Origin of the sequence: Bradyrhizobium genomosp. III (genome assembly GCF_000261705.1) — a bacterium.
Taxonomy (GTDB): Bacteria; Pseudomonadota; Alphaproteobacteria; order Rhizobiales; family Xanthobacteraceae; genus Bradyrhizobium; species Bradyrhizobium ottawaense.
Window position 1 is genome coordinate 13187 of the sequence record NZ_AJQF01000482.1, and the last position, 23100, is coordinate 36286.

16 protein-coding genes are annotated in these 23100 nt (G+C 61.0%); 8 read left to right on the forward strand and 8 right to left on the reverse strand.

What is annotated here, in order from left to right:
• Nucleotides 1-543: 543 nt before the first annotated feature.
• Nucleotides 544-4452 carry a hypothetical protein gene (locus IC66_RS0137930; protein WP_038951067.1) on the forward strand — a complete coding sequence of 1303 codons (3909 nt, stop codon included), beginning with the start codon at nucleotides 544-546 and terminating at the stop codon, nucleotides 4450-4452.
• 260 nt (nucleotides 4453-4712) lie between these two features.
• Nucleotides 4713-5834, forward strand: coding sequence for an acyltransferase family protein (locus IC66_RS0137935; RefSeq protein WP_028141799.1), 1122 nt, complete (start codon nucleotides 4713-4715; stop codon nucleotides 5832-5834).
• A 24-nt stretch (nucleotides 5835-5858) separates the two neighbouring features.
• Here the strand turns inward: IC66_RS0137935 and IC66_RS0137940 are convergent, their stop codons facing one another.
• Complete coding sequence (locus tag IC66_RS0137940; RefSeq protein ID WP_244429230.1) at nucleotides 5859-7220, reverse strand: polysaccharide pyruvyl transferase family protein; 1362 nt, start codon at nucleotides 7218-7220, stop codon at nucleotides 5859-5861.
• A gap of 19 nt (nucleotides 7221-7239) precedes the next feature.
• Nucleotides 7240-8697 carry a lipopolysaccharide biosynthesis protein gene (locus tag IC66_RS0137945; protein ID WP_028141801.1) on the reverse strand — a complete coding sequence of 486 codons (1458 nt, stop codon included), beginning with the start codon at nucleotides 8695-8697 and terminating at the stop codon, nucleotides 7240-7242.
• Between the two features lie 268 nt (nucleotides 8698-8965).
• Here IC66_RS0137945 and IC66_RS0137950 point away from each other — a divergent pair, with 268 nt between their 5' ends.
• Entirely contained in the window at nucleotides 8966-10063 is a 1098-nt protein-coding gene (locus IC66_RS0137950) for a glycosyltransferase family 4 protein (protein ID WP_244429231.1), read from the forward strand.
• Between the two features lie 21 nt (nucleotides 10064-10084).
• Here IC66_RS0137950 and IC66_RS0137955 read toward each other — a convergent pair whose 3' ends face one another.
• Genes IC66_RS0137955 through IC66_RS0137970 form a run of 4 tightly spaced genes read right to left on the reverse strand, consistent with a single transcriptional unit; the run spans nucleotide 10085 to nucleotide 14836 of the window.
• Nucleotides 10085-11176 carry an acyltransferase family protein gene (locus IC66_RS0137955; RefSeq protein WP_038951070.1) on the reverse strand — a complete coding sequence of 364 codons (1092 nt, stop codon included), beginning with the start codon at nucleotides 11174-11176 and terminating at the stop codon, nucleotides 10085-10087.
• Entirely contained in the window at nucleotides 11173-12279 is a 1107-nt protein-coding gene (locus IC66_RS0137960) for an acyltransferase family protein (protein WP_038951071.1), read from the reverse strand. The genes IC66_RS0137955 and IC66_RS0137960 overlap by 4 nt, the downstream gene beginning before the upstream one ends.
• Nucleotides 12280-12288: 9 nt before the next feature.
• On the reverse strand, nucleotides 12289-13626 hold the full coding sequence (locus IC66_RS0137965; RefSeq protein WP_028141805.1) for a hypothetical protein: 1338 nt from the start codon (nucleotides 13624-13626) through the stop codon (nucleotides 12289-12291).
• Nucleotides 13627-13633: 7 nt separating this feature from the next.
• Nucleotides 13634-14836 (reverse strand): acyltransferase family protein, encoded by a 1203-nt coding sequence (locus IC66_RS0137970; RefSeq protein ID WP_038951072.1) that lies wholly within the window; start codon nucleotides 14834-14836, stop codon nucleotides 13634-13636.
• Nucleotides 14837-15535: 699 nt separating this feature from the next.
• On the opposite strand from IC66_RS0137970, the gene IC66_RS0137975 reads away from it, so the two are divergent.
• From IC66_RS0137975 to IC66_RS0137985, 3 genes are all read left to right on the forward strand, one after another.
• On the forward strand, nucleotides 15536-16030 hold the full coding sequence (locus IC66_RS0137975) for a hypothetical protein (protein ID WP_038951073.1): 495 nt from the start codon (nucleotides 15536-15538) through the stop codon (nucleotides 16028-16030).
• Nucleotides 16031-16062: 32 nt separating this feature from the next.
• The gene (locus IC66_RS0137980; RefSeq protein WP_028141808.1) at nucleotides 16063-18294 is read left to right on the forward strand and encodes a Wzz/FepE/Etk N-terminal domain-containing protein; all 2232 of its coding nucleotides are present in this window, start codon (nucleotides 16063-16065) and stop codon (nucleotides 18292-18294) included.
• Between the two features lie 402 nt (nucleotides 18295-18696).
• Nucleotides 18697-18984 carry a hypothetical protein gene (locus IC66_RS0137985; protein WP_028141809.1) on the forward strand — a complete coding sequence of 96 codons (288 nt, stop codon included), beginning with the start codon at nucleotides 18697-18699 and terminating at the stop codon, nucleotides 18982-18984.
• A 43-nt stretch (nucleotides 18985-19027) separates the two neighbouring features.
• Here IC66_RS0137985 and IC66_RS0137990 read toward each other — a convergent pair whose 3' ends face one another.
• Nucleotides 19028-20458, reverse strand: coding sequence for an undecaprenyl-phosphate glucose phosphotransferase (locus tag IC66_RS0137990; protein ID WP_038951074.1), 1431 nt, complete (start codon nucleotides 20456-20458; stop codon nucleotides 19028-19030).
• 613 nt (nucleotides 20459-21071) lie between these two features.
• Here IC66_RS0137990 and IC66_RS0137995 point away from each other — a divergent pair.
• Nucleotides 21072-21809 (forward strand): metallophosphoesterase family protein, encoded by a 738-nt coding sequence (locus tag IC66_RS0137995; RefSeq protein ID WP_038951075.1) that lies wholly within the window; start codon nucleotides 21072-21074, stop codon nucleotides 21807-21809.
• 61 nt (nucleotides 21810-21870) lie between these two features.
• Here the strand turns inward: IC66_RS0137995 and IC66_RS0138000 are convergent, their stop codons facing one another.
• Nucleotides 21871-22149, reverse strand: coding sequence for a hypothetical protein (locus IC66_RS0138000; protein WP_038972575.1), 279 nt, complete (start codon nucleotides 22147-22149; stop codon nucleotides 21871-21873).
• A gap of 574 nt (nucleotides 22150-22723) precedes the next feature.
• Here IC66_RS0138000 and IC66_RS0138005 point away from each other — a divergent pair.
• Entirely contained in the window at nucleotides 22724-22990 is a 267-nt protein-coding gene (locus tag IC66_RS0138005; RefSeq protein ID WP_028141813.1) for a hypothetical protein, read from the forward strand.
• Nucleotides 22991-23100 lie beyond the last annotated feature (110 nt).

Below are 23100 nucleotides of genomic sequence, written 5' to 3' on the forward strand. Positions count from 1 at the left end.
GCGTTATGCGAGCGGATCTGGTTCCGATACGGAACCGGGTCTTCATCAGCAGTTTCCGCGGCGAACGCTGCACTATCCCTGAGCAACCACAACCCTTGCGAGCAAATTGATTGGTTTAACCGCCCATGGAAGCGGCATCTGCGAACTTCCCGTGCAGGAAAGCGCGAGCTGCGAAGGAATGAGACGAAGATACTTCGATTGACGGCCAGCGAGAAAATGTCTTGCTGCTCCTTGCCGATCTCGCGCGCCGCGAGCGCGCCGACCGCTCGCTCAGATCTGTCATATAAAATCCAATTCGCGCGGCCTGCGCATACATTCAGCAGCGCAAATCGCGAAAATCTTGAAAGCGCCTTCCTCACGCCATGCTGCCCGGGCATCGCATCAATATTCTGCTGCAACACAGAGCAAGTCTGTTCCTGCACAAGGAACCTCGTTTCGCTCGCGATTTGTAGCTTCCATTTTTATCTGAAATTCACACTCGACAGAGAAGCTTGAACGCAATCCCTGCGAGCAATTTCGTTCGCGCTGAAACTCGAGTGTGCAATGTCCGATCAAACCATCCTGTCCGCCAGCGGCTTCATCGACTCCATCGGCGTCAACACGCACGCCGGCTTCGGCTGGACCGGCTACAACAATCTCGCGCTGATGGTCGATGACCTCGAGTATCTCGGCGTCACCCATCTCCGCGACGCGATGGGGACCAGCCCGGCCGCGCAACCCGTTGTCGAGGGTCTGGCCGCTGCCGGCTACAAGTTCGACTTCCTGGTGTCGTCGGCGCTGCCCCAGACGGGCACAGCCGGGCTGCAGAACTACATCGCCTCGCTCCAGAAGTTCGCGGCGAGCCACCCGGGCAGCATCAGCGCCATCGAAGGGCTCAACGAGGCCAATCACCAGCCCTTCAGCTACAACGGCAGCTCGAGCCTTACCGCCGCAGCTCAGTTCCAGAGCGCGCTCTATCAGGCCGTCAACGCCAACGCCGCGCTCGGCAGCATCCCGGTCTACAATCTGTCACTGGCCTACAACGATCCGCAAGGCTACAGCCAGCTCGGCGACATGTCGGGCTCGGTCGACTACGCCAACGCCCATGCCTATGTCAGCACCAGCCTGACGACCGGCAGTTCGATTGCGGCGACACTGAGCGCAGTGATGACCGCGGCCCCGGGAAAGCCGGTCGTCATCACCGAGACCGGCTACACCACGCAAGCCAACACCCAATATCTCGGTGTCAACGAGACGGTGCAGGCCAAATCGATCCTGAACACCCTGGTCGATGCCTACAAGGCCGGCGTCAGCGAGACTTATCTCTACGAGCTGTTCGACCGCGACTCCTCCGCCGGCAATACCAATCCCGAAGCCAATTTCGGACTGTTCAATTCCGACGGGACGCCGAAGCTCGCCGCGACCGCCATTCACAACCTGACGACCATTCTGGCCGACGACGGCAAGGGCGGCCTGCAGCCGACTGATCCGTTGAACTACACCCTGAGCAACATGCCAGCCACAGGCAACAGCATGGTGCTCGGCAAGAGCAACGGCGCCTACGAGCTCGTCGTGTGGGCGGAGCCGAAGCTCTGGAAGGACGCCAACGACACCGAGATTTCCAATCCGACCGAGACCGTCACGGTAAATCTCGGCGGCGTGCATCATTCGGTGAAGGTGTACGACACGCTGACGGGGACCACGGCGATCGCCAGCTACACCGACGTCAGCACGATCACCATCCCGGTCAGCGATCACCCGCTGATCATCGAGATCGATGCGCCTCCAACGACCACGACTCCGCCGGATACAAGGACCACTGTCAGCGGCACGGCCGCCGAGATCGTGCCGCAACTGTCCGACCTCAGCGACTCCACGGCCCTGCAGACCATCACGCTGACCGACTCGCACGTCCTTCCGGTCGCCTCGAAGGCGACCATGGACTACATGATCGCCCATTACGGCAGCGCCCTCTCCAAGATCCAGGGCGGCTACTCGTTCTCGGTGACGAACTCGGCTGCGACCTGGAGCAGCACGAAGACCTATAATTCCAGCGGATCGCTTGTGTCGAAGTCGGACACCGGCCTGAACTCAAGCGGACAGCCGACCTCGACCACCGTCGCCTACACCGATGGTTCCAAGGACCTGATCAGCTACACCGGCGGCGTGAAGACGAAATTCGTTCATGTCGACACCGACGCAACCAGGACCACCGACACCTACAACACGGCCGGAACCCTTCTGAGCGAAGTCGTCCAGAAGTCCGACGGCTATTACTCCACCACGCTCTACACGAGCGGTGTGAAGACGGCCGCCTACGTCAAGAATGCCGATGGCTCGCAAGACAATTACACCTACGGCATCACGGGCAAGAGCTTCACCACCCAGGTGCAGCATCTCGATGCATCCGGAAAGGTCACCTCGGTGACCCGCAGCCATGCCGACGGCTCGCTGGACTCGACGCAGGTCTACAACGCCGACGGCAGCAGCGTGATCACCACCTATAGCGCCACCGGCGTCAAGCTGGTCGAGACCGCCTATCATGCCGACCACAGCAAGGATGTCTGGACCTACAACATCACGGGCCAGAACTACACGACCGAGCACGATGTCTACAATTCGACTGGCTTTCTCACCAGCCTGACGCGGCTGCACACCGACGGCAGCCTCGCCTTCAAGCTCACTCAGACGACCGACGGCACCAAGACGACCGATTGGTACAATGCCGCCGGCAGCCTCACCAGCGAGGTGATCCAGAAGGCCGACGGCTTCTCCTCGACCACGCTCTACAGCAACGGGGTCAAGACCAACGCCTACGTGAAGAATGCCGACGGCAGCCAGGACAATTATGCCTACGGCATCACCGGCCAGAGCTACACCACGCTGATCCAGCACGTCGATCCCACGGGCAAGGTCACCGCCGTCACCCGAAAGCATGCCGACGGCACGCTCGACTATACCCAGGTGATCAACGGCGACGGCAGCAGCGTCGTCACCAATTATGATGCCGCGGGAACGCGGACCAAGGAAACCGACTATCACGCCGACGGCAGCAAGGACGTTTTCCTCTTCAACATCACCGGCCAGACCTACACGACTGAACACGACATCTACGATGCGACCGGCTTCCTCACCACGCTGATTCGCAAGCACGCCGACGGCAGCATGGCGTTCAAGCTGGTGCAGAGCGCCGATGGGGCCAAGACCACGGACTGGTACGATGCCAGCGGCGCGCTGACCAGCGAGGTGGTCCAGAAGCCGAGCGGTTACAGCTCGACCACGGTGTACACCAATGGCGTGAAGACCGCGGCATACATCACCAACGCGGACATGAGTCACGACAATTACAGCTACAACATCACCGGGCAGAGCTATACCACGCAGTACCAGCACCTCGATCCATCCGGCCAGACCACCGAGGTGACCCGCTGGCATGCCGACAACTCGCTCGACTATACCCAGGTCGTCAACAGCGACGGCAGCAGCGTGGTGACCAACTACGATGCATCAGGGGTCAAGAAGACGGAAACCGACTACCACGCCGACGGGTCGAAGGACGTCTTCCAGTTCAACGTCGTCGGCCAGAACTACACGAACGAGCACGACAGTTACGATTCCACCGGCTTCCTCACCGATATTGTTCGCACCCACGCGGACAACAGCCTGGCCTTCACGCTGGAGCAGAGCGCCGACGGCACCAAGACCTCCGACTGGTACGATGCCAACGGCGTCATCACCAGTGAGGTAACGACCAAGAGCGACGGTTACAGCTCCACGACCGTCTATGCCGGCGGCGTGAAGAGCGCTGCCTACATCAAGAACGCCGACGGCACATCCGACAACTGGAACTACAACATCACCGGGCAGTCCTATACGACCCAGCATCAGCACCTCGATGCCTCGGGCAAGATGGTCGAGCTCACCCGGACGCACGCCGACGGCACCCTGGACTATACCCAGGTCATCCATGACGACGGCAGCAAGCTGACCGACATCTACAACAGCGCCGGCACCAAGACCCAGGAGATCGCCAACAACACCGACGGCTCGAAGGACGTCTTCCTGTTCAACTTCAACGGACAGACCGGGACGACGCAGCACGAGAATTACAACTCCGCCAGCGCGCTGCAATTCTTCGACCAGACCAAGGCCGACGGCACCCACAATGTCACAGCCGTCGCCGGCGGCGTGACGATCCAGGGCGGGGCGGGCAATGACGTGTTCTCGGCCGCGCCAAACTCGACAACGGTTGCCTACGATCACGGCCAGGACCAGATCCTCAACTTCCAGGCCGGTGACGGCACAACCCACGACGTGGTCCAGATCTCGAAGCTCCTGGCCGCTGACTACAGTCACCTGCAGATGACGCAGTCCGGCACGAATGCGCTGATCACGTTCTCGGCCAATGATTCGATCCTGCTGAAGAACGTCTATGTCAGCAGCCTGACGAGCCACGATTTCTTGTTCGTCTGAGCACGGCGCACTGACGACAGGACGCATAAATGTTGACACGGGCCGGGACCAGCCAAGGTCCCGGCCCGCTCATTAGGCGCCTGCCTCATCAAGAGGCAGAATTGGGACGATGAAGTCGTTCCCTTCCCGGACAAGATGGTCTCGAGGAACTCAAGGCCGACCGATCCGCGATCACGCCACCTTCCCCGCTCCATCCAGCGAACTTGCGTCACAATTCGTCTCTAGAAGCGAGACGAACCGCGCAAGGACTCCGAGGCCCGATGGAAGCAAGTGAAGCAAGACGTTTTGTCGTTCTCGACTTCTACCGCTTCGTCGCTGCGCTCGGGGTCTTCATCTTCCACCTGAAGCTGATCGACACGGGCATTTCGCCGGCCTGGAACGGGTCCTACGGCCTGTTCGTGGACATGTTCTTCATCCTGTCCGGCTTCGTGATCTCCTATTCCTACCCGTCCGATGCACGTGGCGTGGCGGCCTATTCCCGCTTCATGATCCGGCGTATTGCACGGATCTATCCGCTGCATCTGCTGAGCTTGCTCATCTTCGTGGTGCTCATCGGCGTCGGCCTGGAGCGCACGGCCCGCTCGACCCCGCTGGACTTCCTGTACAACCTTCTGCTGCTCCAGGCGTGGGGCGTCACCGACCATCTCAGCTTCAACTCGCCGTCCTGGTCGATCAGCGCGGAGTTCTTCTGCTATCTGATCTTTCCACTGCTGATGCTGCTTGCACGCAAGATGCAACCGATCGTGCTCGGCGCGATCGTGGCCGCGCTCTATCTGGTCCTTGCCCACGGCCATTTGCCGATCTGGCAGGAACGGTCGCAAATGTATGGCGCCAATTTCGATTACGGGATGCTCCGCGCACTGCCGAGCTTTCTGAACGGTATCCTGCTCGCCATTCTATTCCGGATGTCGCATCCCTACCGGCACAAGCGGATGATCTTCGCCGGCATCGGCACGTTCGGCCTCTCCGTGCTCGTCCTCAACGTCTTCGCCAAGCCGGACCTCGCCATCCTGCTGTTCTCCTGCGCCATCCTGCTCACTGCGGTCGGCGAAAGCGCCTTCAAGGAGTTTCCGGGCGCCCGCCTGCTCGGACGGCTCGGCAACACCTCATATGCGATCTACATGCTGCACGATGCCATCCTCATTGCCGTGTTCAAGCCGTTGTGGATCTGGCTCGGACTGCGTCCCGATCAGTTCGGCCTCTTCGCCCTGGCGTGCTGTGCGGTCCTGACCATCGCCGCGGACCGCACCTACGCCTATTTCGAGAATCCGGCGCGGCGCTTCATCAACCGCTGGGCCGACATTGGTGCCACGTCCTCGCGCAAGCGGGCCGCAGCCGACACCCCCGTGCGCTTTGAAAACACCGAGCGGGCGGTCAACTGACGTCTGCCGGCGACATAAGGGCGTTCAGGCGACCTTGCCGCCGGCCTCCTGCACCGTGCGCATCGCGCTCTCGCCCAGTAGCGGTGCGATGTTGGCGCGGGACAGCTCCATGACATCCGGCAGCATCTGACGTACCTTCTCACCGACGGCTTCGTGCGCGCCAAGGAACTGCAGCACAAACTTCTCAAAACTGTCGTCGACCAGGAATTGGGCCGGCGACAGCAACAGCGATTCGCTGACGCCAAAGTGCGCAAACAGGCCCTGGAACTTGTCCTGATAGGTAATCGCTGCGACGGGCGTTCCCTGCCCCAGCGCCGCAATCGCCAGATGCATGCGGCCGGTGATCACGCCGTCGACCAGACCGACAACGGCCTTGATCTCGCCCGCCGACAGCGCCTGATCGACATGATGCACGTGATCGCCGAGCGTGGGCTTCAGGCGGTCAGCCAGCGGCCGTAGGCAATTGTCGTCGGCGATCTCGGGGCGGTAGTCGTGAGCGAGCAACAACCAGCTTGCATTGTGCTCGCGAGACAGCCGCTCCATGGCGCCCGCGGCGAGCTCTATCATTTGCCGCAGCTTGGCCGGCTCCGGCTTCTTGAACAACATCGGATGGATGTTGAAGACGAAGACCTTGCGACCCTGCTCGCGCTGTCGCGCGATCGTGGCAGCGATCTGCTTCACCGCGGCCGTATCCGCCCGCGGAGTCAGCATGAACGCCGCATCGGCAACCAGACGGGCGCGTTTCCGGGCAAAATCGTCGAAACGCTGGAGAGATATTGTATCGCGCAGATTCAGGACCACGCCCGGGTCCAGCAGCCGGAACACCTCGCGCAGCGCCTTCGCCGGCCGGGAGTTGAAACTGAAGCCGAGCACGCTGACCTTGGCGCCGAACGCAGCCATCAAGTCTGCAACGAGCAGCATGCGCGCGGCATCCACCGGCGAATAGTAGCCGTCGAGCACGTCGGCCCCCAGAACCAATCCGAAATCCGGCCTGGTGAGCGACAGCTCCTGCGCCACGGTCTCGTATGAGAACGGCTGTCGCCAGAGTTCGAGCGGCTTGAAACCCATCGCGCGCACGTCCTCACTGGCCGTTGGCGTCGCGGTGACGATGTAGATCTCGAGGTTCGGATAGGTCCGCTTCACCTCCCCGGTGGCCGCTTCGATCATCGCCTCATCGCCCCGCGACTGACGAACGCTCCAGGGATCGGAAGGCAGCACGACGAGCCGGCGCGGATCGTTGCGCGGCGCGACGTTGACGCCGACGTCTCTCCGGGCGATCTGCCACCTGCGCAGTTCGAGCAGATCGAGTGCCAACGGCGTATTCTTCGCGCTGTTGAGCCAGCCTCGGAGCTGCCTGCGTACGGGCACCGGGATCAATTGCTTCACGACGTCCTCCTCGTCTTCATTAGGCGGTCGCACCGCGCTTCACGACGAAATCAATCAGGGAAAGGAGCTGCTTCCGCCAGAACAGCAGAATGCCCGTCAAATAGGTCGCGCCAAAACAGGACGCCAGCAGTCCAATCCGCAAATAGGGATTCATGCCCGGCGTCGCCTCCCGGCACAGCACGACCGCGCCGTAAGCCAGAACGATGGCGCAAAGGCATCCCGCAATGGGGCGCAGAAACTGGCTCCAGCTCAAGCCCAACAGCCGGAGCGCCAGCGCAAACGTGACGGGGGTCACCACGAGCTGCGAGAATGCGAAGATCGTGGCCAGTTGACCAATGTCGCGCGAGGGAAGCAGGAACATTGCCGGCACGACCGTACAGAATTTGAGGATGTTGAGCAGAAAGACGTAGTTCGGCTTGCCCAGAGCGCCAAAATAGGCGCTGTTGACGAACTGCACCGTCTGGACCGCGCCAATCAGCATCAGCGGCCGCATCACCGCTTCGCTGCCACCCCACTTCGCACCGAACAGCAGCAGGGAGAACTCCGGCGCGATCGCCGCGAGGAGCACGAAGACCGGAGATCCGATCAGTGCGCCGAGACTGACGCTGCGCAAATAGGCGCCCGCGATGCGGTCCCGCTCGTGCGCGATTTTGGACAAGGCGCTCAGCGCCACGTCCATGACCGCCTGGGTGAGCAACTGCATCAGGATGATGTAGACCCTCGCGCCGACCGTGTAGATGCCGAGGGCGGCGACGCCATAGAGCGACAGGATGATCATGTCGATCGTCCGAACGATGGCGAAGTCCAGCAGCCTGTTCAGCATGACGTGGATGCTGTAGCCGGAGAGCTCGCGAAAGCTCTTCAGATCGTAGCCGCGCATCGGCAACCATCGCGGTTGGCTCCAGAGCCATAAGCCGCTGATCGCGCTCTGAACGACCACCTGGATCACGAGGCTGAGGGCGCCAAACCCTGCATAGGCACAGGCGATCCCCACGACGCCGGAGATGGCTGTCGCCACCATGGTCCTGACTGCGAGCACCCGAAAATCCATCTGGCGCTTGTAGAGCGCCTCCTGGAACAGGGTCGCGGTGCCGATCGGAAGCGAGAGACTGGCGGCCGTCAGCAGCGGCGCGAGCCCCTTCACGTCGAACCATTGCTCGATATGCGTCGCCAGCAATGCGATCAGAACGGCCAGGAGCACTGAGGCAGCAAACGAGCAGAAGAACGGCAGCGTCACATCGGCGGGCTCGAGCGTCCGCCGCTGGATCAATGCATCACCGAAGCCGAATTCCGCGATGGAGCTCAAAAGCAGCAGGATGAAGGCGACCAGCGCCGCAAGTCCGAAATCCGCGGGATCGAGCAGCCGCGCCAATACCAGGAACAGCACGAACGACAATGCGCGGCCGCCCCAATTCTGCGCGAGCGACCAAAACAGCGCCACCACGACCTGATGTTGCCTGCCTCGAGTGACGTTCATCAACAATTCGACCCAATTCCGATCCAGACGACGCGGCAATGATGATGACACGCCACCGCTTGTCGCCGCTCACAACGGCGACTGATTGCTCGCTACAATACGACGGAGTGATGGCAATCAGATGAGCGCCATCACGATTCCGATTTAGAGTGGAAGTGAGTTCAAATCGTGGACTACACTCCAATCGCTCTCTGCGATGTGATGCAAAATGGATGCCTTGATGAATTCGCCGGCCCCGCGTTCTCTCCGTAGCTCCAAACGCTTGCGCGTGGCGATTTACGCCCCGCATTTTGCGGAATATTCCTATCGGCTCGCTTCGGGATTGGCTCACCATTGCGACGTCAGGCTCGTGCTCAACCGCAAGGACGCCAACCAGCAATGGGAACTGGCCGACATCGCCGTGGCGGCTCCCTTCGAGACCCGGGTTCGCGATTTGAGCCTGCGCCGCGGTGGCGTGATTGGCATCCCGGCTTCTTTCCTCGACATAATTTCGTTTCGTCCGGACGTCGTTCATTGTCACGAAGTTCCGGAGATCTATACGTCCAAGCTGATCCAGTTCCTTCGGCCCCTCGGCATTCCCCTGGTGCTGACCGTTCACGATGCTATCCCGCATTCGGAAGGCGGCTCCGGCACCTCGCCGCGCGAAGACGCCTGGCGCGGGCACATGCGTGCCGCCGCGTCGATCGTCACGACGCATGGCGAGAGCTGCATTGCCGATTTTCGTCGCGCCTCGCCCGACTTCAAGGGCGGAACGGTCTCAAGCATGCACGGCGTGCTCATGGTTCCACCGGCCCGAGATGCGGTCACCGCGCCCGAAGCCGCTCGCATCCTGTTTTTTGGACGAATGTGGGCCTACAAGGGCCTCGACGTCTTCATCGACGCGATAGACATGTTGGACCGGCGTGGTGTGGCGCATGAGGCGATCGTCGCCGGGCGCGGCCCCGAGATGACACGGCTCGGCGCGCGGATGGAAGCGATGCCGACGGTCAAGACCATCAACGCCTACATTTCGCCCGCGGACACCGGACAGCTGTTTCAATCCGCCACGGTGGTCGCCTTGCCCTACAAGGATGCAACACAGAGCGGTGTGCTTGCCTCCGCTTACGGCAATTCTCGTCCCGTCGTTGCCAGCGCCACCGGCGGCATTCCCGACGTCGTCGCCGACGGAGTCAACGGGCTGCTGGTTCCTCCAGGGGATGCCGCTGCATTGGCCGATGCACTCGAGCGCGTGCTGACCTCCAAGCCGCTTGCCGCGACATTGACGGATGGCGCACGGCAAACCGCGGCCGGCATCCTGAACTGGGACCACATCGCCGGACAGCTGCTGGGGTCCTATCACAAGCTCGCCGGCCGTACCGTGAGCTGACCGCGACGGGCACGCGGTCGCTCAAACCGATTGCCCGACCTTCAGCGGTCGAAAGAACATGCCGCGGATCGCGCCGTCCAGCAGGCGCCTCAACCTGACCTCGATCAGCTCATAGCTGATCGCGCTTGCAACCAATGACATCACCAGCCCAAGCACGATGAAGGCGGCCCACAGCAGCCAGCGATCGACGCCGGCGGCGACCAGCTTCAGGCCGATCACCTGCAGGGGAAAGAGCACGAAGGGATGCACGAGATAGAGGCTGTAGCTGATCTTGCCGACATATTGCAGTGCCGGGGCACTTAGAGCCCTGCCCAGGCCCGACTCCGGAGCAAGCACCATGCCGAACAGCAGGAATCCGGGAAGGAGTCCCACGAACGGGTGAAACAGCACGAGGCTCGCATACAGGGCGGCTCCGCAGGCGAGGCCCGCGAGCAGGCCGACCCGTCCGGGAATGGAGATGCGAAACCCGGTGGCGCTGAACAGCATGCCGATGCAGAAGAACGCCGTGATCGGCCAGTGCATCAGGCAGGCCAGACCCAGCAGGATCAGGGGCGCCGCCAGCAGCTTGCCCCCGCCGCGCCACATCGAGAATGTCAGCGCAAACCAGATGTAGAACGCCCACTCATAGGTCAGTGTCCAGGCATTCTGCTGGGCAATGGGCAAGCCAAGCGCGTCCTGCACGAAGAACAGATTGGCCGCGAAAATCCCGAGATAGCCGGTCAGATCGATGCCACGGAAGAACTTGTAGCCGACGATCGGACCTATCGCGAACAGCGCAAGATGCAGGACCACGAACACCGGCATGATGCGCAGGACGCGGTCGAAGAAGAACCGCGGCAGCGAGCCGTGCCGCACCAGGCTCGCCGGGATCAGGAAGCCGCTGATCATGAAGAACAGCTCGACGCCGTGCCCGCCGACATTGATCGCCGATTGCAGCCAGAGCCAGAGCGGCGGCAGGAAGCCGGGATCCGGGATGTCGTACATGCCTCCCTTCGGCATGTCGTAGAAATGATCCATCAGCACGCTCAGCGCGGCAATCCCCCGAAGCCCCTGGACCGAGGGAACGAACGATCCGTCGTAGGCGGCGCCCGGCTGGTGCAGCGCGTTACTCACTCTGCAGCACCCTGGGTACTGAGGACGGGCTCAAGAACGACCTTTTTTCGCCGTGCTGATCGGAACCTTTGTCCGAAGGCGATGCTGGGCTTCTCGACGAATGTAAACGTCATCCAGCTGACGAGGATCGACAACGCCAGGATCAGGGTCATGAAGATCGACCATCCGAGCGGCCCGTCGCCGAACCAGACGAGGCGATGGATGAAGACGAGCACGAACGGCGACATCAGGTAGACCGAATAGCTGATCACGCCGACGAATGCCATCGGCCGCCACGCCATTCTCTCACCGAACACGGCAAAGCCGATGAAGACGAGCGCCGCACAGACATAGGCCGATGCGATCGAATAGCTGTAGAAGAAGTTCTCGTGGTACACGCCTCCGAACCGCCGGTCGGCCAGGGTGATGGCGAAGATCGCATACAGGAGCGTGCAGACCGCCACGTGGGACCATCGCAGCTTTCCGCCGATGACGGTGTCGCGGATGATCTTGCCCAGGAACATCGCCGACAGATTCAGCCCGACCTCCATCACCGAGGAAACCGCCCTGTTCTCCACCAGGAGCGCAGCGGTGGTTCCGACCAGCGCGGCCGCAACGACGATCGTCACCGCCGTGAAGCGCCGGTTCAGCAGCCCCATCGCAAACAGAATGATGCATCCGACATAGAACAGCAGCTCGATCGCCAGCGTCCAATAGAACACCCAGAGGTTCGGGACGTTCACGAAGGTCTGCAACATCGTCACGTTCGCGGCGATCTGCCCGAGCGGATAGATCTTCGAATCCATCAGCTGCATCGTCACGAGCCCGACCACGAGCGAGGTCCAGTAGGCCGGGTAGAGCCGGAAGAAGCGGCTGATCGAAAAATCCCGCACGGGCGTGGCGCTGTCCGGGAAGCTGAACGGAATGACGAAGCCGCTGACGAAGAAGAACAACACCACGCCGAACCGGCCAAAGTTCATGTAGTAGCCGAACAAATCGTGGATGGGCCAGTAATAGGCGCCCGTCGGGTGCTTCTCGACGATCACCTCGAACACATGCTGGACCAGGACCGACAACACGGCAATGCCGCGCAGCGTGTCGATAAATGCGAGCCGTTTATGCATCGTTCGTTCTCACCTGCTTCCGCTCGCCGCCGGTATGTCCGGGCGGAAGCCTTCCAAAGACGGCATCGGCGGCCGCATGACGATCGGCACGGCGTCGCCCGCCCGTGCGGAGGCCGCGCGGCGCGAAAACACGTCGCTGAAGCTCAATGCGATGATCAGGAGGCCGGACGCCGGGCCGTAGTTCAACACCGTGATCGTGAACAGGTTGACGACGAAGATCAGCGTCAGCTTGTACACGTCGGTCGCGCCGAATGTCGCCCTGAACACCATCACCATGAACGCGACGAACGGCAGACCGAACATCAGGTAGGTCCCGATGTAGAAATTGTCGACGGGCACCCAGAAGTGCGCAAGCGGCGAGAACAGCTTCTGCGGATAGTTGAAGCAGCCAGCGCCGCAGCCCGTCACCAGACCGATCGGCATGAGCTGGTTCATGTAGACGAACGGCAACTGCCAGCTGTTGTTGATGCGATCGACGATGCTGAACAGGGTCGAGTGCGGGACGGCGGCGGTGCCGGAAGCGATCACGATCATGAAGAACGGAACGAAGATCGCGGCAAAGGACCATTGCGCGATGCCCCTGATTGCGGGAAAGCGCGACTTCTCCGGCAGCATACGCACGAACACGAGCAGGATCAGATAGAGCACGAGGACGATCATCGTCGTCTTGCTCGTGGTCAGCTTGATGACATAGACCGCGAGCGAGCCGAACAGAAGGCACCACGTCGTGCTCTTGCGAATCGAGGTGATCGCGAACGACACGAGAATGAAGAAGGCGGCCATGGTGTTGTCGGCCGCAAAACCCATGAGCCGCTGGTCGTCGCCGCCATAGGCCCACCACAGCCGGCCCGCCTCCCGAACCGCGCCAAAAGACTCATATTTATACCCGACCCAGGGCATGAGGTAGAACTTCGTCAGCAACACCCCGATGACCGAGAGGTAGAAGGTCACGGCGATGACCGACAGCAGCTTCTTGTACGAGCCGAGACTCGCATCACAGAAGCAGAAGCCGACAAACACCGGCAGCATCATCTTGAAGGACGAGATCGCTGCGTTTGCCGTTCCCATCATGAAATAGCCAAGCACGAGCGACAGCATGATCTGGACCAACACCAACAGGGCAAGGGTGCTGCGATTGCGCAAGATGCAATGCACGATGAACTGGATCAGACACGCAAGCGCGACCGCATCGGGCAGATACCAGAGCGCATCCATGTGATAGATGCTGGTGTAATAGCGGATCACGCCACCAAAGGCGTCGCGGACCAGATAGACCCCGAGCGCGATCGCCTCGATGCTGAGGCTGATCAGGATCAGTCGCGGCCGTTGCAGTGCGAGGATGCTCATGACCGACTCAGTTCGTCAGCCGCGCCGACGGCGCGGGGGATCGCGCGAAATCCCGACGGCTTCCGAGCACATTTCGCATGAACCTGCCGCCGGGAATTTCGATGTAGAGATAAGTGAAGTGCGAGACCGCTAGCACGGCAGCCAGTGAGACGACGAGATTCAGCGTGGCCGGCAGGCCTGCCCAGACCGAATCCAGCGCGGCGATCCGCCCCGCCCCCACTGCCCGCACGAAATATTCAGCGAGCAGCACCACGAGCGCGTGCACCATATAGATGGAGTAGGAACGTTTCCCGAGCCAGACCAGCGGCCCGGCCACCAGCATCCGCGGCACCAGCAGCGCATCCGGAAAGGCCAGCAAGCTGCCGAGGAAGATCGCGAACGTCACCGGCGCGAGGAAGGTCGCGGCAGGATTGGTCTCCGCCACGGACACCAGAGCGATGCTGGCGATCATGGCGGCGAACTGCAGCACGCCCTGCACGGCAGGGCCCGGCTTGGCCGGCAGGCGATCGACGATCCTCACCGTCAGCACGCCCAGGAAGAAGCTCACGAAGCAGCGCAGGATGCCGAAGTCGGCCTGAAGCCCGAGGCTCCTCTTGTCGAGCACGAAGATGATGAAGACCAGACTGCTAATCGCAAGGGCTCCACAGAGGACGTAGAACCAGAGCAGGGAACGCATGCGCTGGGCCAGCAGCACGATCAGGCCAAACACCAGATATGTGTAGAACTCGACGCTGATGCTCCAGCTCGGCGCATTCCAGCTGAGATAATCGATGAACCCCATCGAATGCAGCAGCAGGACGTTGAGACCGAAGGAATAGGCATTGTTCACTTCGAACGCCGCCGGCGCGGCCACCACGACACCGGCCATGACCAGACCGATCCGCAGGAGGCGAAACAGAAGATTTGCCATCAGCATGACGATATGCAGCGGATAGACCCGCGCCAGGCGCCGCGCCATGAACTCACGCAGCGAGAAGCGCCCGAAGTCGCTCTCGACGTAGCTGAGCGACATGACGATCCCGCTGAGAACAAAGAACAAGTCGACCAGCAGCCAGGAGCTTCTGAAGAACGAGCAATTGATCCACGCATTGTGCGGGAACGCCGCGAGGAAAGTCGGCATCAGCAGGAGATGGTGAATCACCACCGACGTCGCGGCGATCCCCCGAATGCTATCGAGCGGCAGGACATGCGCCTTCTCACGATGAACCATCTCCGTCACATCAACATTCCGTAGCTATTGCACCGCAGCAGTGTGTATCAGGTCTTGCGCGTGTTCAATCTCTGCGATCGCGGACTCGCATTCGACGCATGAGGGTCGACGATAATTTCAACCCTCGCAGATCATTCGGACATGCAAGCGCCAAGTTCACGCCACTTTTTGCCTGAGATCGACATGCGTCGGCGCGCAAATCAATTCGGTCATGATGATTGCGAGTATTTGCGTGCAAAGTGTGCGCGAAATTCGGCGCTGTTGCGATCAAGCCGACCGCGAAGACGTTGATCTCTCCGCAAGCACGATGCCCACATATCGCACCGATAATTTTTCGCAAGCGGGGAACAATGAGTCGCGTGACGACTTGTGTCGGTTTTGCGACGCATGCTCGCGACCCTTCGACTTTCAACGCCTCTTATGTTTTCAGTTTGCAACATTCCTAGGCGCCAGCGTGCCGATCTCGCAGGCATTGCAGATCTTCATTTTTGCAACCGACCGAAACAGGCAATGCACGCGTTGTCTCACCGAGCACGCGCACGCAGCTTTTGCGTCGCACAAAAATTGACACAGTTGCCTGCCAAGTTTCACGTGTTCTCCTATTGCAACAGGGAGCAAGGGACACAGATGGGTTGCGGACTAACACGTCGTCTTGCGAGATCGCGATGGCTACCGATCATCTTGGCAGCTTCTGCCTTGATGGTGGCGAGCATCGATGCTTGCCGCGCCCAGTGCGTCGAATTTACGGATCGTGCCTCGCAGCTCCAACTCGACACGTTCGTAAAATCGCCCTCCTCGCTTCTGGAACAGCTGCGCAATGACAAGGAGAAGCTGAGATATCGGCTCGCCACCTTTATCGCCACGAACCCCTCGGTGTTGCCGTCCGTGCAGACCCTCATCTCGGCGTCGAGTTCAACCGACCGTTCAGCCATTGGCGCCGCGTTGAGGATCGCCGAAGGGCGGTGCACGTCGACGAAGCCGGACGCTGCGCGCAAGATCAGGGATTTCACGCAGCGGATCGGCGATCTCAACGTGCAAGCAGGCTATGCCGCCGCCGGCGAGGACGCCTCCGGCGCCCAGACCCAATCCCAAGACAAGGGCCGTGCGCAACCGCCCCGAGGCGGGGCGCTGCTCGACGGCGAGTGGAAGACCAAGCTGGCCAACCCGTTCAAGCCCGTCCCCCTTCCGAATTGATCAGCGATCGTCAAAAGGCAGCGAATTAACAAATGTATCAGCCTAGAGAACATTTTCCGTCGGGTCACAGATTCGGCATCGAATTCGGCGGAGCAGTCCTCAGCTTCGAACGCGTGGCCGATGTCCTGCGCCGGCAATGGCCGATCATCGCGGTGTGCACCGGCGCTTCGCTGGCGCTGGTGATCGTCTATCTGATCATGGCGCAACCCATGTACACGGCGAATGCCCGCATCATGATGGATACCCGTCAGGCGCAGGTGCTGGACAAGGACAGCAACGCCAACAGCGCCCTCATCGATACCGGATACGTCGACAGCCAGGTCGAGGTCATCAACTCGGACGACCTGATCCTCTCGGTGGTCCGTCGCCTGAAGCTGACGGACGATCCGGAGTTCAATGGCTCCAATCCGGGTTTACTTTCCATCGTCCTCGGCAAGTTCATGTCGTTGTTCGGCACCGGAGAACCGGCGTCGCAGGAGCGACTCGAGCATGCCGTGGTCGAGCAGGTTCAGAAGAACCTGAGGACGGAACGTGTCCTGACGACCTATGTCTTGTCGCTGAACTATCGCTCGCGAAGCCCTGACAAGGCCGCCAAGATCGTCAACGCCGTCGCCAGCGCCTACCTTGTCGGCGCCCTGGAAGCCAAATATCAGTCGACCAAGCGGGCGACCGAATGGCTTCAGCAGCGCAGCATCGAGCTGAGCGAGCAGGCAACCGCCAGCGACCGTGCCGTGCAGACCTTCAAGGCCGAAAACAACATCGTCGGAACCAGCCGCGGCCTGATGTCCGAACAGCAATTGTCGGACCTCAACACCCAGCTGGTTCAAGCGCGGGCGTCGACGGCCGAAGCCAAGGCCCGGCTCGACCGGATCACCGCGATTTCGGACCAGGACGTCGCACAATCGACGGTGACCGATGCTCTCAACAACTCGGTCATCACCCGCCTGCGCGCGCAATATCTGGACCTCCAGGCCCAGTATGCCGACTGGTCCCGGCGCTATGGCAAGCAACATCTTGCTGCGGTCAATCTGGCCAACAAGATGGAGGAGCTGCGCAAGAACATCGCCGACGAGCTGCATCGGATCGGCGACGCCTATCGCAGCGACTATGAGATCGCAAAGAGCCGAGAAGCCTCGCTCGAGAAGAACGTAAAGGAACTCGTCGCCCAGGCCGGCGATACCGGCCAGGCTGCAGTCAAGCTGCGCGATCTCGAAAGCGCCGCGGACACCTACCGCAACCTCTACAACAACTTCCTCGAGAAGCTGCAGAGCGCCACGCAGAACCAGAGCTTCCCGCTCAGCGAGGCGCGCCTCATCAGCACCGCCGCCAAGCCGGATCGCAAGAGCTCGCCGCGCACGGTGCTGGCGCTGGTGGGCGGCCTGGTGGGCGGCCTCTGCCTCGGCTTCGGCGCCGCCTTTGCCCGCGAACTGCTCAGCGACGTGTTGCGGACCCCTGGCGAGGTCGAGGACGAGCTCGGCGTGAAGTGCCTCGGGGTCCTGCCCGACATTCGTCCGCCGACGAAGACCGGCGCGTTGCTATCCACGTCCGGGAAGACCGGTCCACCCGATCTGTCCCGCTACGTCGTCGACCATCCATTCTCGCGATTTGCCGAGACGTTGCGCAATATCAAGGTGTCGATCGACGTTGCGCGCCTGACCCGCGAGATCAAGGTGATTGGCATCGTCTCGTCCCTTCCCAAGGAAGGAAAGACGACGGTGGCGGCCAACTTCGCCCAGTTGATCGCCCTCACCGGGCATCGCACGGTCCTGATCGACGGCGATCTGCACACGCGCTCGCTCACGCGGGAGCTCGCGCCGAACGCCAAGAGCGGACTGGTAGAGGCGCTCAGCGATCCGGCCAGCCTCGGCTACCATGTGCAGCGAAGCAAGGAAACAGGCCTGGATTTCCTGCCGTCCGTCGTGGCCTCCCGCATGGTCAATTCGGCAGACGTCATTGGATCGAAGGCGATGGCCGATCTGCTCAAGGTGCTGAAAGAGCACTATGAGTACATCGTGATCGATCTTGCCCCGGTGATGCCGGTGGCGGATTCAAAGGCCGTCAGCTTCCTGATCGATGCCATGGTCTATGTGATCGAGTGGGGGCAAACGACACGAAGCGCCCTTCAGGAGTCGGTTTCCGGGTCGGAAGTCCTGCAGAAGAAATTGCTCGGCGCCGTGCTCAACCGCGCCAACCCGAAGATGCTCAAGCGCATCGAGGCGTACAAGGGCAAGCACCACAACAGCTACTACGTCGAGCATGCCTAGGCGGAGGCGCGTCAGGCCGCGCCCAGCCGATTTCTAAAGACGACGGGCCCGCTGCCATTTGGCAGCGGGCCAATTTTTTTGCGTTCTTCGAAACTGTCGCCTGAAGAGCAGCGAGTGCGCCTTCGCACACGAACGGAGGATTGCGCCGAGCCCACCTCGGACTGCCGAGGCCTCCGTATTCGCCCGGAATCCACAACTTGCAGTTATTGCTCTAGCCAAAAGCAAGGATTGACGAAGGCTGCGATGGCTAGGACAGTGCGCCAATTGGCAACCATTCATCGGCAAGACGAGACAATCCGGTCCTCGATGCTTTAAAATGCTGAAACTTTGGGCATCTTTCTTTCTGGGTTCCCTGAGGCTAACCTCGGCTGATATTTGTCGTTCATTTCCGGCGGGCTCGGAATGCTGATCGTCCTGACGATTTTGACTATTTGGGTTCTGCTCAACATCCTGTTCGTGTTGATCGTGGTTCCTCCACGCAAGCCGCGTCCGCAGCCAATGGCGACGACGCTCTCACCCGCGCCCATCGACCCGAGTCAAAGGGAAATCGAGCAGGACGAACCCTTCTCGATCCGCCATGTCATCGTTTCCGTTGCGATGGGGGCTTTCTTCGTGCTGGTGCCGCCGTTGCTTGCCTTGCGCGACGCGATCATGCGGCTCTTCAGCAGGTCGTCGAGAGACGGAACCTGATTCCTTAAGCTGGCAGGTTCCGGACAGTGAAGAAATCAAACGACTAGTAAGCTTCCTGGAACATCACTGCGGACGCCGTCCGGGCCATAATCTTCAGGTCGAGCCAGATACTCCAGTTGCTGACGTACCAGACGTCATATTCGACCCGCTTCTCCATCAGATCGATCGTCGGCGTTTCCCCCCTGAAGCCGTTCACCTGGGCCCAGCCGGTCAGGCCCGGCTTCATGTGATGGCGGTAGACGTACTTGCTGATGATCTCGTCATAGTAATTGTCATGGGCCAGCGCGTGCGGACGCGGTCCAACCAGCGACATGTCCCCGCGCAGCACGTTCCAGAGCTGCGGCAGTTCGTCGATGCTCGTCATACGAAGGAAGCGCCCGATCTTGGTGACCCGAGCATCCCGCTTGGTCGCCTGGGCAATCGTTTCGCCGTTCTCGCAGACGGTCATGCTCCGGAACTTCCAGATCTCGAACGGCCTGCCATTGAAGCCGCGGCGCGACTGGCGGAATATGACGGCTCCCGGGGAATCCAGCTTGATCAGCACGGCAACGGTGAGCAGCAGCGGCGTCAAGATTACGAGCGCGAACAGGGCCACGCCGACGTCGAGACAGCGCTTTTGCAGCCGTTCGAGAATGGTGAGAGGCGGCCGCTGGATTTCGACCGCTACGGTTCCACTGACCGGCAGGAAGGGACGAGCCACCAGATCGGCGACCGGATCGTCCGGCAGCAGGCGTATCGGCTGGGGGACGGCGCGCAGATATGGCCCGAGCTTACGGAGCATCGGCAATTCGTTCCAGTCGATCGCAAGCAGGTATTCATCGACGTCGGCCGAGCGCGACTGACGGATCACGTCGCGAATCTGCCGCTCCCAATGGCCATCATCCCGGTCGTCGCCGAGCACGAAATGGCGCGTGACGTCGAAGCCATTCCGCCGCAGGTCCTTGAAGCGGCTGGAGGTGAAGTCGAGCGGCTTGAGGCTGAGCAGGATCACCTTGCGATCGACCAACCGGCTTCGCGCAAAGCTCGTGCCGAACACCGCCTGCCAGACGAAGCGCAGGCTGACCAAACCAAGTCCGCCGATCACGGCGAACACGATGACGGTGCCGCGGGACAGATTGTCGGTCGATTTCAGCAGGAACGCCGCAACAGCAAGGATCGTCAGCGACGTCAGCCAGATTAACACCGCCTTTCGAAGCTGCCAGACGATGTTGAGCAGCCGGTGCGTGGCATAGACGTCCCGGAAATAGGCGACTGCGACGAACACCACGCCGACAAACAACCCCGCTCCCACCGAAGCGCCGTCGGTGGGCGAAGCGACGGCGGCGCCGTACAGCGAAGCCCCGGCGGCATAGCTCAACAAGATCAGCAGAAAGTCAGCCGCCATGACGACGATCTGAAATGGCCTCTGAAGAGCGCCACCTCGCGTCGACGACAGCGCGTGAGCGTTTTCAGAACCATAAGTTGCAACAGCCATTCGAACCTCTGCCTATCGAGAGTGTGCCTGACGCTCATCGTGATGCTGAAGACTCGTCACTGCCCCGCACGGAAAGTGTTGAGTGATCGCAGCGACATTGTGGCGTTGCACGCAAAACTTTTGCGGCGCACGGATCATGCGTCGTGTTGAAATGCGCAGCGAAATTCGACGCGCTGAAAATGTCGTCACAGTGATGACATACGAGCGAACGCGTTGCCCTATTTTGAATCAAGTTCCACGTCCATCGCGATGCTTGGCCATCGCGCGAGCACCTCTTCGCTCATCTTTCAGGCGACGCGATCCTTCGACGAAGCACAATGAGCCATTTGCGAGAATTTCGATGATTTTCTATCTGGGCGTGCGATGCGAAATTGCGCCCAGGCATGCATCTTTGCTGCACGCTCGCCTTCAGCGATGCAATTCCCGCGGGCCGCGCCATTCGCGCTGTCGATTGCCGAACAAGGTCGGCAAAAAATGCCGCCCTTCTTTTGGCGTGATCGAGCCGGAGAACAAGGACGCTCCTTCACCGAATTCACGTCGTTCGTGTTAGATGGAAGCTCTCCGGTGCCGGCGACTTGGGGAAATTTTTCAACCACCCGATCGATTGAGCGCCATGATATCTCTCGCCCGACCACGCCCGCCTATTCCCAAACCGCAATTGCCGGAGGGAGTCCGCATCTATGCGATCTCGGACATTCACGGCTGTGCACATTTGCTCCAGCCGATGTTGCGGGTGATCGACGCCGACGTCGCCTGCAGCCGGCCGCGCTACGCGGTCGAGGTCTTCATGGGCGATTACATCGATCGCGGCCCGGATACGCGCTCCACCCTCGACGTCCTGATCGAACGGAGCCGCCGGGGCAACGCAGTCTTCCTCAAAGGGAATCACGAGGCATTTCTGGTGAGGGTGTTCGAAGATCCCTCATTATTCGAGGATTGGATTGCCGTCGGCGGGACCCAGACACTGATGTCCTACGGGCTTGCGCCGCCGGACCTGAAGCGCGACGAGCCGGCATCGATCATGCGCGATCTGATTCGGGCGATGCCCACCGAGCATCTGGAATTCCTCGACAATCTGCGGCTGAGCTTCAGTTGCGGGGACTTCTTCTTCGTTCACGCCGGCGTTCGCCCAGGCGTTCCGCTGGCCGAGCAGACGGAGCGCGATCTGCTCTGGATTCGCGAAGAGTTCCTGCGCAGCGAGGAGCAATTCGGCAAGTATATCGTGCATGGCCATACGCCGGTCCGTAGTGCCGAATTCATGGCGAGCCGCGTCAACATCGACACCGGTGCCTATGCGACCGGTAACCTCACCCTGATGAGCATCCAGGGCAGCCGCATGCTCGCGGTATGACGTGGAGCCTTGGTTCGCGACGGCTCGCCTATCGGACCATGGGCATCGACCTCGAGCGGATCTAGTTGAGCAAGCGGGGCTTTTCCAGCCGCGCACGTGTTTCAGCCATCCAATCGTTCCAGGCTCGCTCGTGCTTGACGTAAAGCTCCAGCCAGCGCTCCCCATGTCTGTCCTGGCGGACACGGCGCGCCTCGACAAGCAAATCGGCGCCGGGGCGGGAGCTCGGATTATCCAGCGCTTCGAACTCGACCGTCTCCGAGATCGTCAGCCCGACAAGCACGCGTTGTCCGGCGCCATCGACGATGTAACGCCGCGGCGCATCCTTCTTGGGTTCGCTCATCTCGTCATGCCCCATTCGTACCAGTGAGATCCCGCCAGCGAATCGGACGTTGCCTAAAAGGCTCGTCGGGCGTGGCCGAACGTCGAGGTGGGAGTCGGTCCGGTCATTCGGCGCGAGGCGCCGCGGGATGAGCTCGCAGGGCTTCGTTGCACGCGCCAAGCGCGTAGCGCGTATCCCAAGGTGAGGCCAGCGCCGAAGATGAAAGCGGAGAGGAATGCAGAAGTCATAGGAGTCGCCCTAGATAGTCCGGGACTCATCAAGAGCGAGCAGTGTGTCGACATCATGGTTCTTGCCGACTTCGGGCGCCGAAAGATTGTTCATGCCTGACCTCTTACGTGCATGCGGCATAACTCGTGCATCAAACTCTGCGATCAAGATCGCTCTATTAGAGTCACTCTATATAGAGAGATGCCTTCGCGATCCTGTTCTGTCCAAAGGCTGCTGCCGTCGAACGGGACCTGGCACGCCTTCCCACGAACAGGAAATTTCGGGCCAACCGACCAATCCATGCCCTTGCAACCATTCGGGACCCGTCGCATTATTTCGCATCTCATATTACGAGGGATTCAATCCAATGACCGTCCGCGCTCTTATTCCATCCATTGCCCTGTCCGCTCTCGGCCTCGTTTTGACAGCATCCGTAGCGCCGGCCGCCGAGCTCGCGCTTGCGCCGGCACATCAGCGGGCGGCCTACGCCCAAACCGGGGTCGTGCTGTGGGATGACGTCTATCCGCCCGCGATCTACGGCCCGCAGCTTCGCTCCGTCGAGGAAGTCGCCGCCATGAAGGCGCAGGCGCGTCCAGTGTCCCAACGCTGGTGGGGCTATTGGTACGTTCGGTGAGCGCGGGAACGCTTGGCTAAGAGCCTCCTGAGAGGCCAGCCACCTTCGACCCAGCGACCTTCGACTATAGACCGCCGATCCACCGGATAGCCGGTGGCGGCGGGTTTTTC

Excerpts from the sequence above, each read along its gene's own strand:
- IC66_RS0137960 (WP_038951071.1), bottom strand. The coding sequence starts at position 12,279 with ATGCATAAACGGCTCGCATTTATCGACACGCTGCGCGGCATTGCCGTG.
- IC66_RS0137990 (WP_038951074.1), bottom strand. The coding sequence starts at position 20,458 with ATGGCTGTTGCAACTTATGGTTCTGAAAACGCTCACGCGCTGTCGTCG.
- IC66_RS0137970 (WP_038951072.1), bottom strand. The coding sequence starts at position 14,836 with ATGGTTCATCGTGAGAAGGCGCATGTCCTGCCGCTCGATAGCATTCGG.
- IC66_RS0137930 (WP_038951067.1), top strand. The coding sequence starts at position 544 with ATGTCCGATCAAACCATCCTGTCCGCCAGCGGCTTCATCGACTCCATC.
- IC66_RS0137965 (WP_028141805.1), bottom strand. The coding sequence starts at position 13,626 with ATGAGCATCCTCGCACTGCAACGGCCGCGACTGATCCTGATCAGCCTC.
- IC66_RS0137935 (WP_028141799.1), top strand. The coding sequence starts at position 4,713 with ATGGAAGCAAGTGAAGCAAGACGTTTTGTCGTTCTCGACTTCTACCGC.
- IC66_RS0137945 (WP_028141801.1), bottom strand. The coding sequence starts at position 8,697 with ATGAACGTCACTCGAGGCAGGCAACATCAGGTCGTGGTGGCGCTGTTT.
- IC66_RS0137980 (WP_028141808.1), top strand. The coding sequence starts at position 16,063 with ATGTATCAGCCTAGAGAACATTTTCCGTCGGGTCACAGATTCGGCATC.
- IC66_RS0137985 (WP_028141809.1), top strand. The coding sequence starts at position 18,697 with ATGCTGATCGTCCTGACGATTTTGACTATTTGGGTTCTGCTCAACATC.
- IC66_RS0137975 (WP_038951073.1), top strand. The coding sequence starts at position 15,536 with ATGGTGGCGAGCATCGATGCTTGCCGCGCCCAGTGCGTCGAATTTACG.
- IC66_RS0137995 (WP_038951075.1), top strand. The coding sequence starts at position 21,072 with ATGATATCTCTCGCCCGACCACGCCCGCCTATTCCCAAACCGCAATTG.
- IC66_RS0138000 (WP_038972575.1), bottom strand. The coding sequence starts at position 22,149 with ATGAGCGAACCCAAGAAGGATGCGCCGCGGCGTTACATCGTCGATGGC.
- IC66_RS0138005 (WP_028141813.1), top strand. The coding sequence starts at position 22,724 with ATGACCGTCCGCGCTCTTATTCCATCCATTGCCCTGTCCGCTCTCGGC.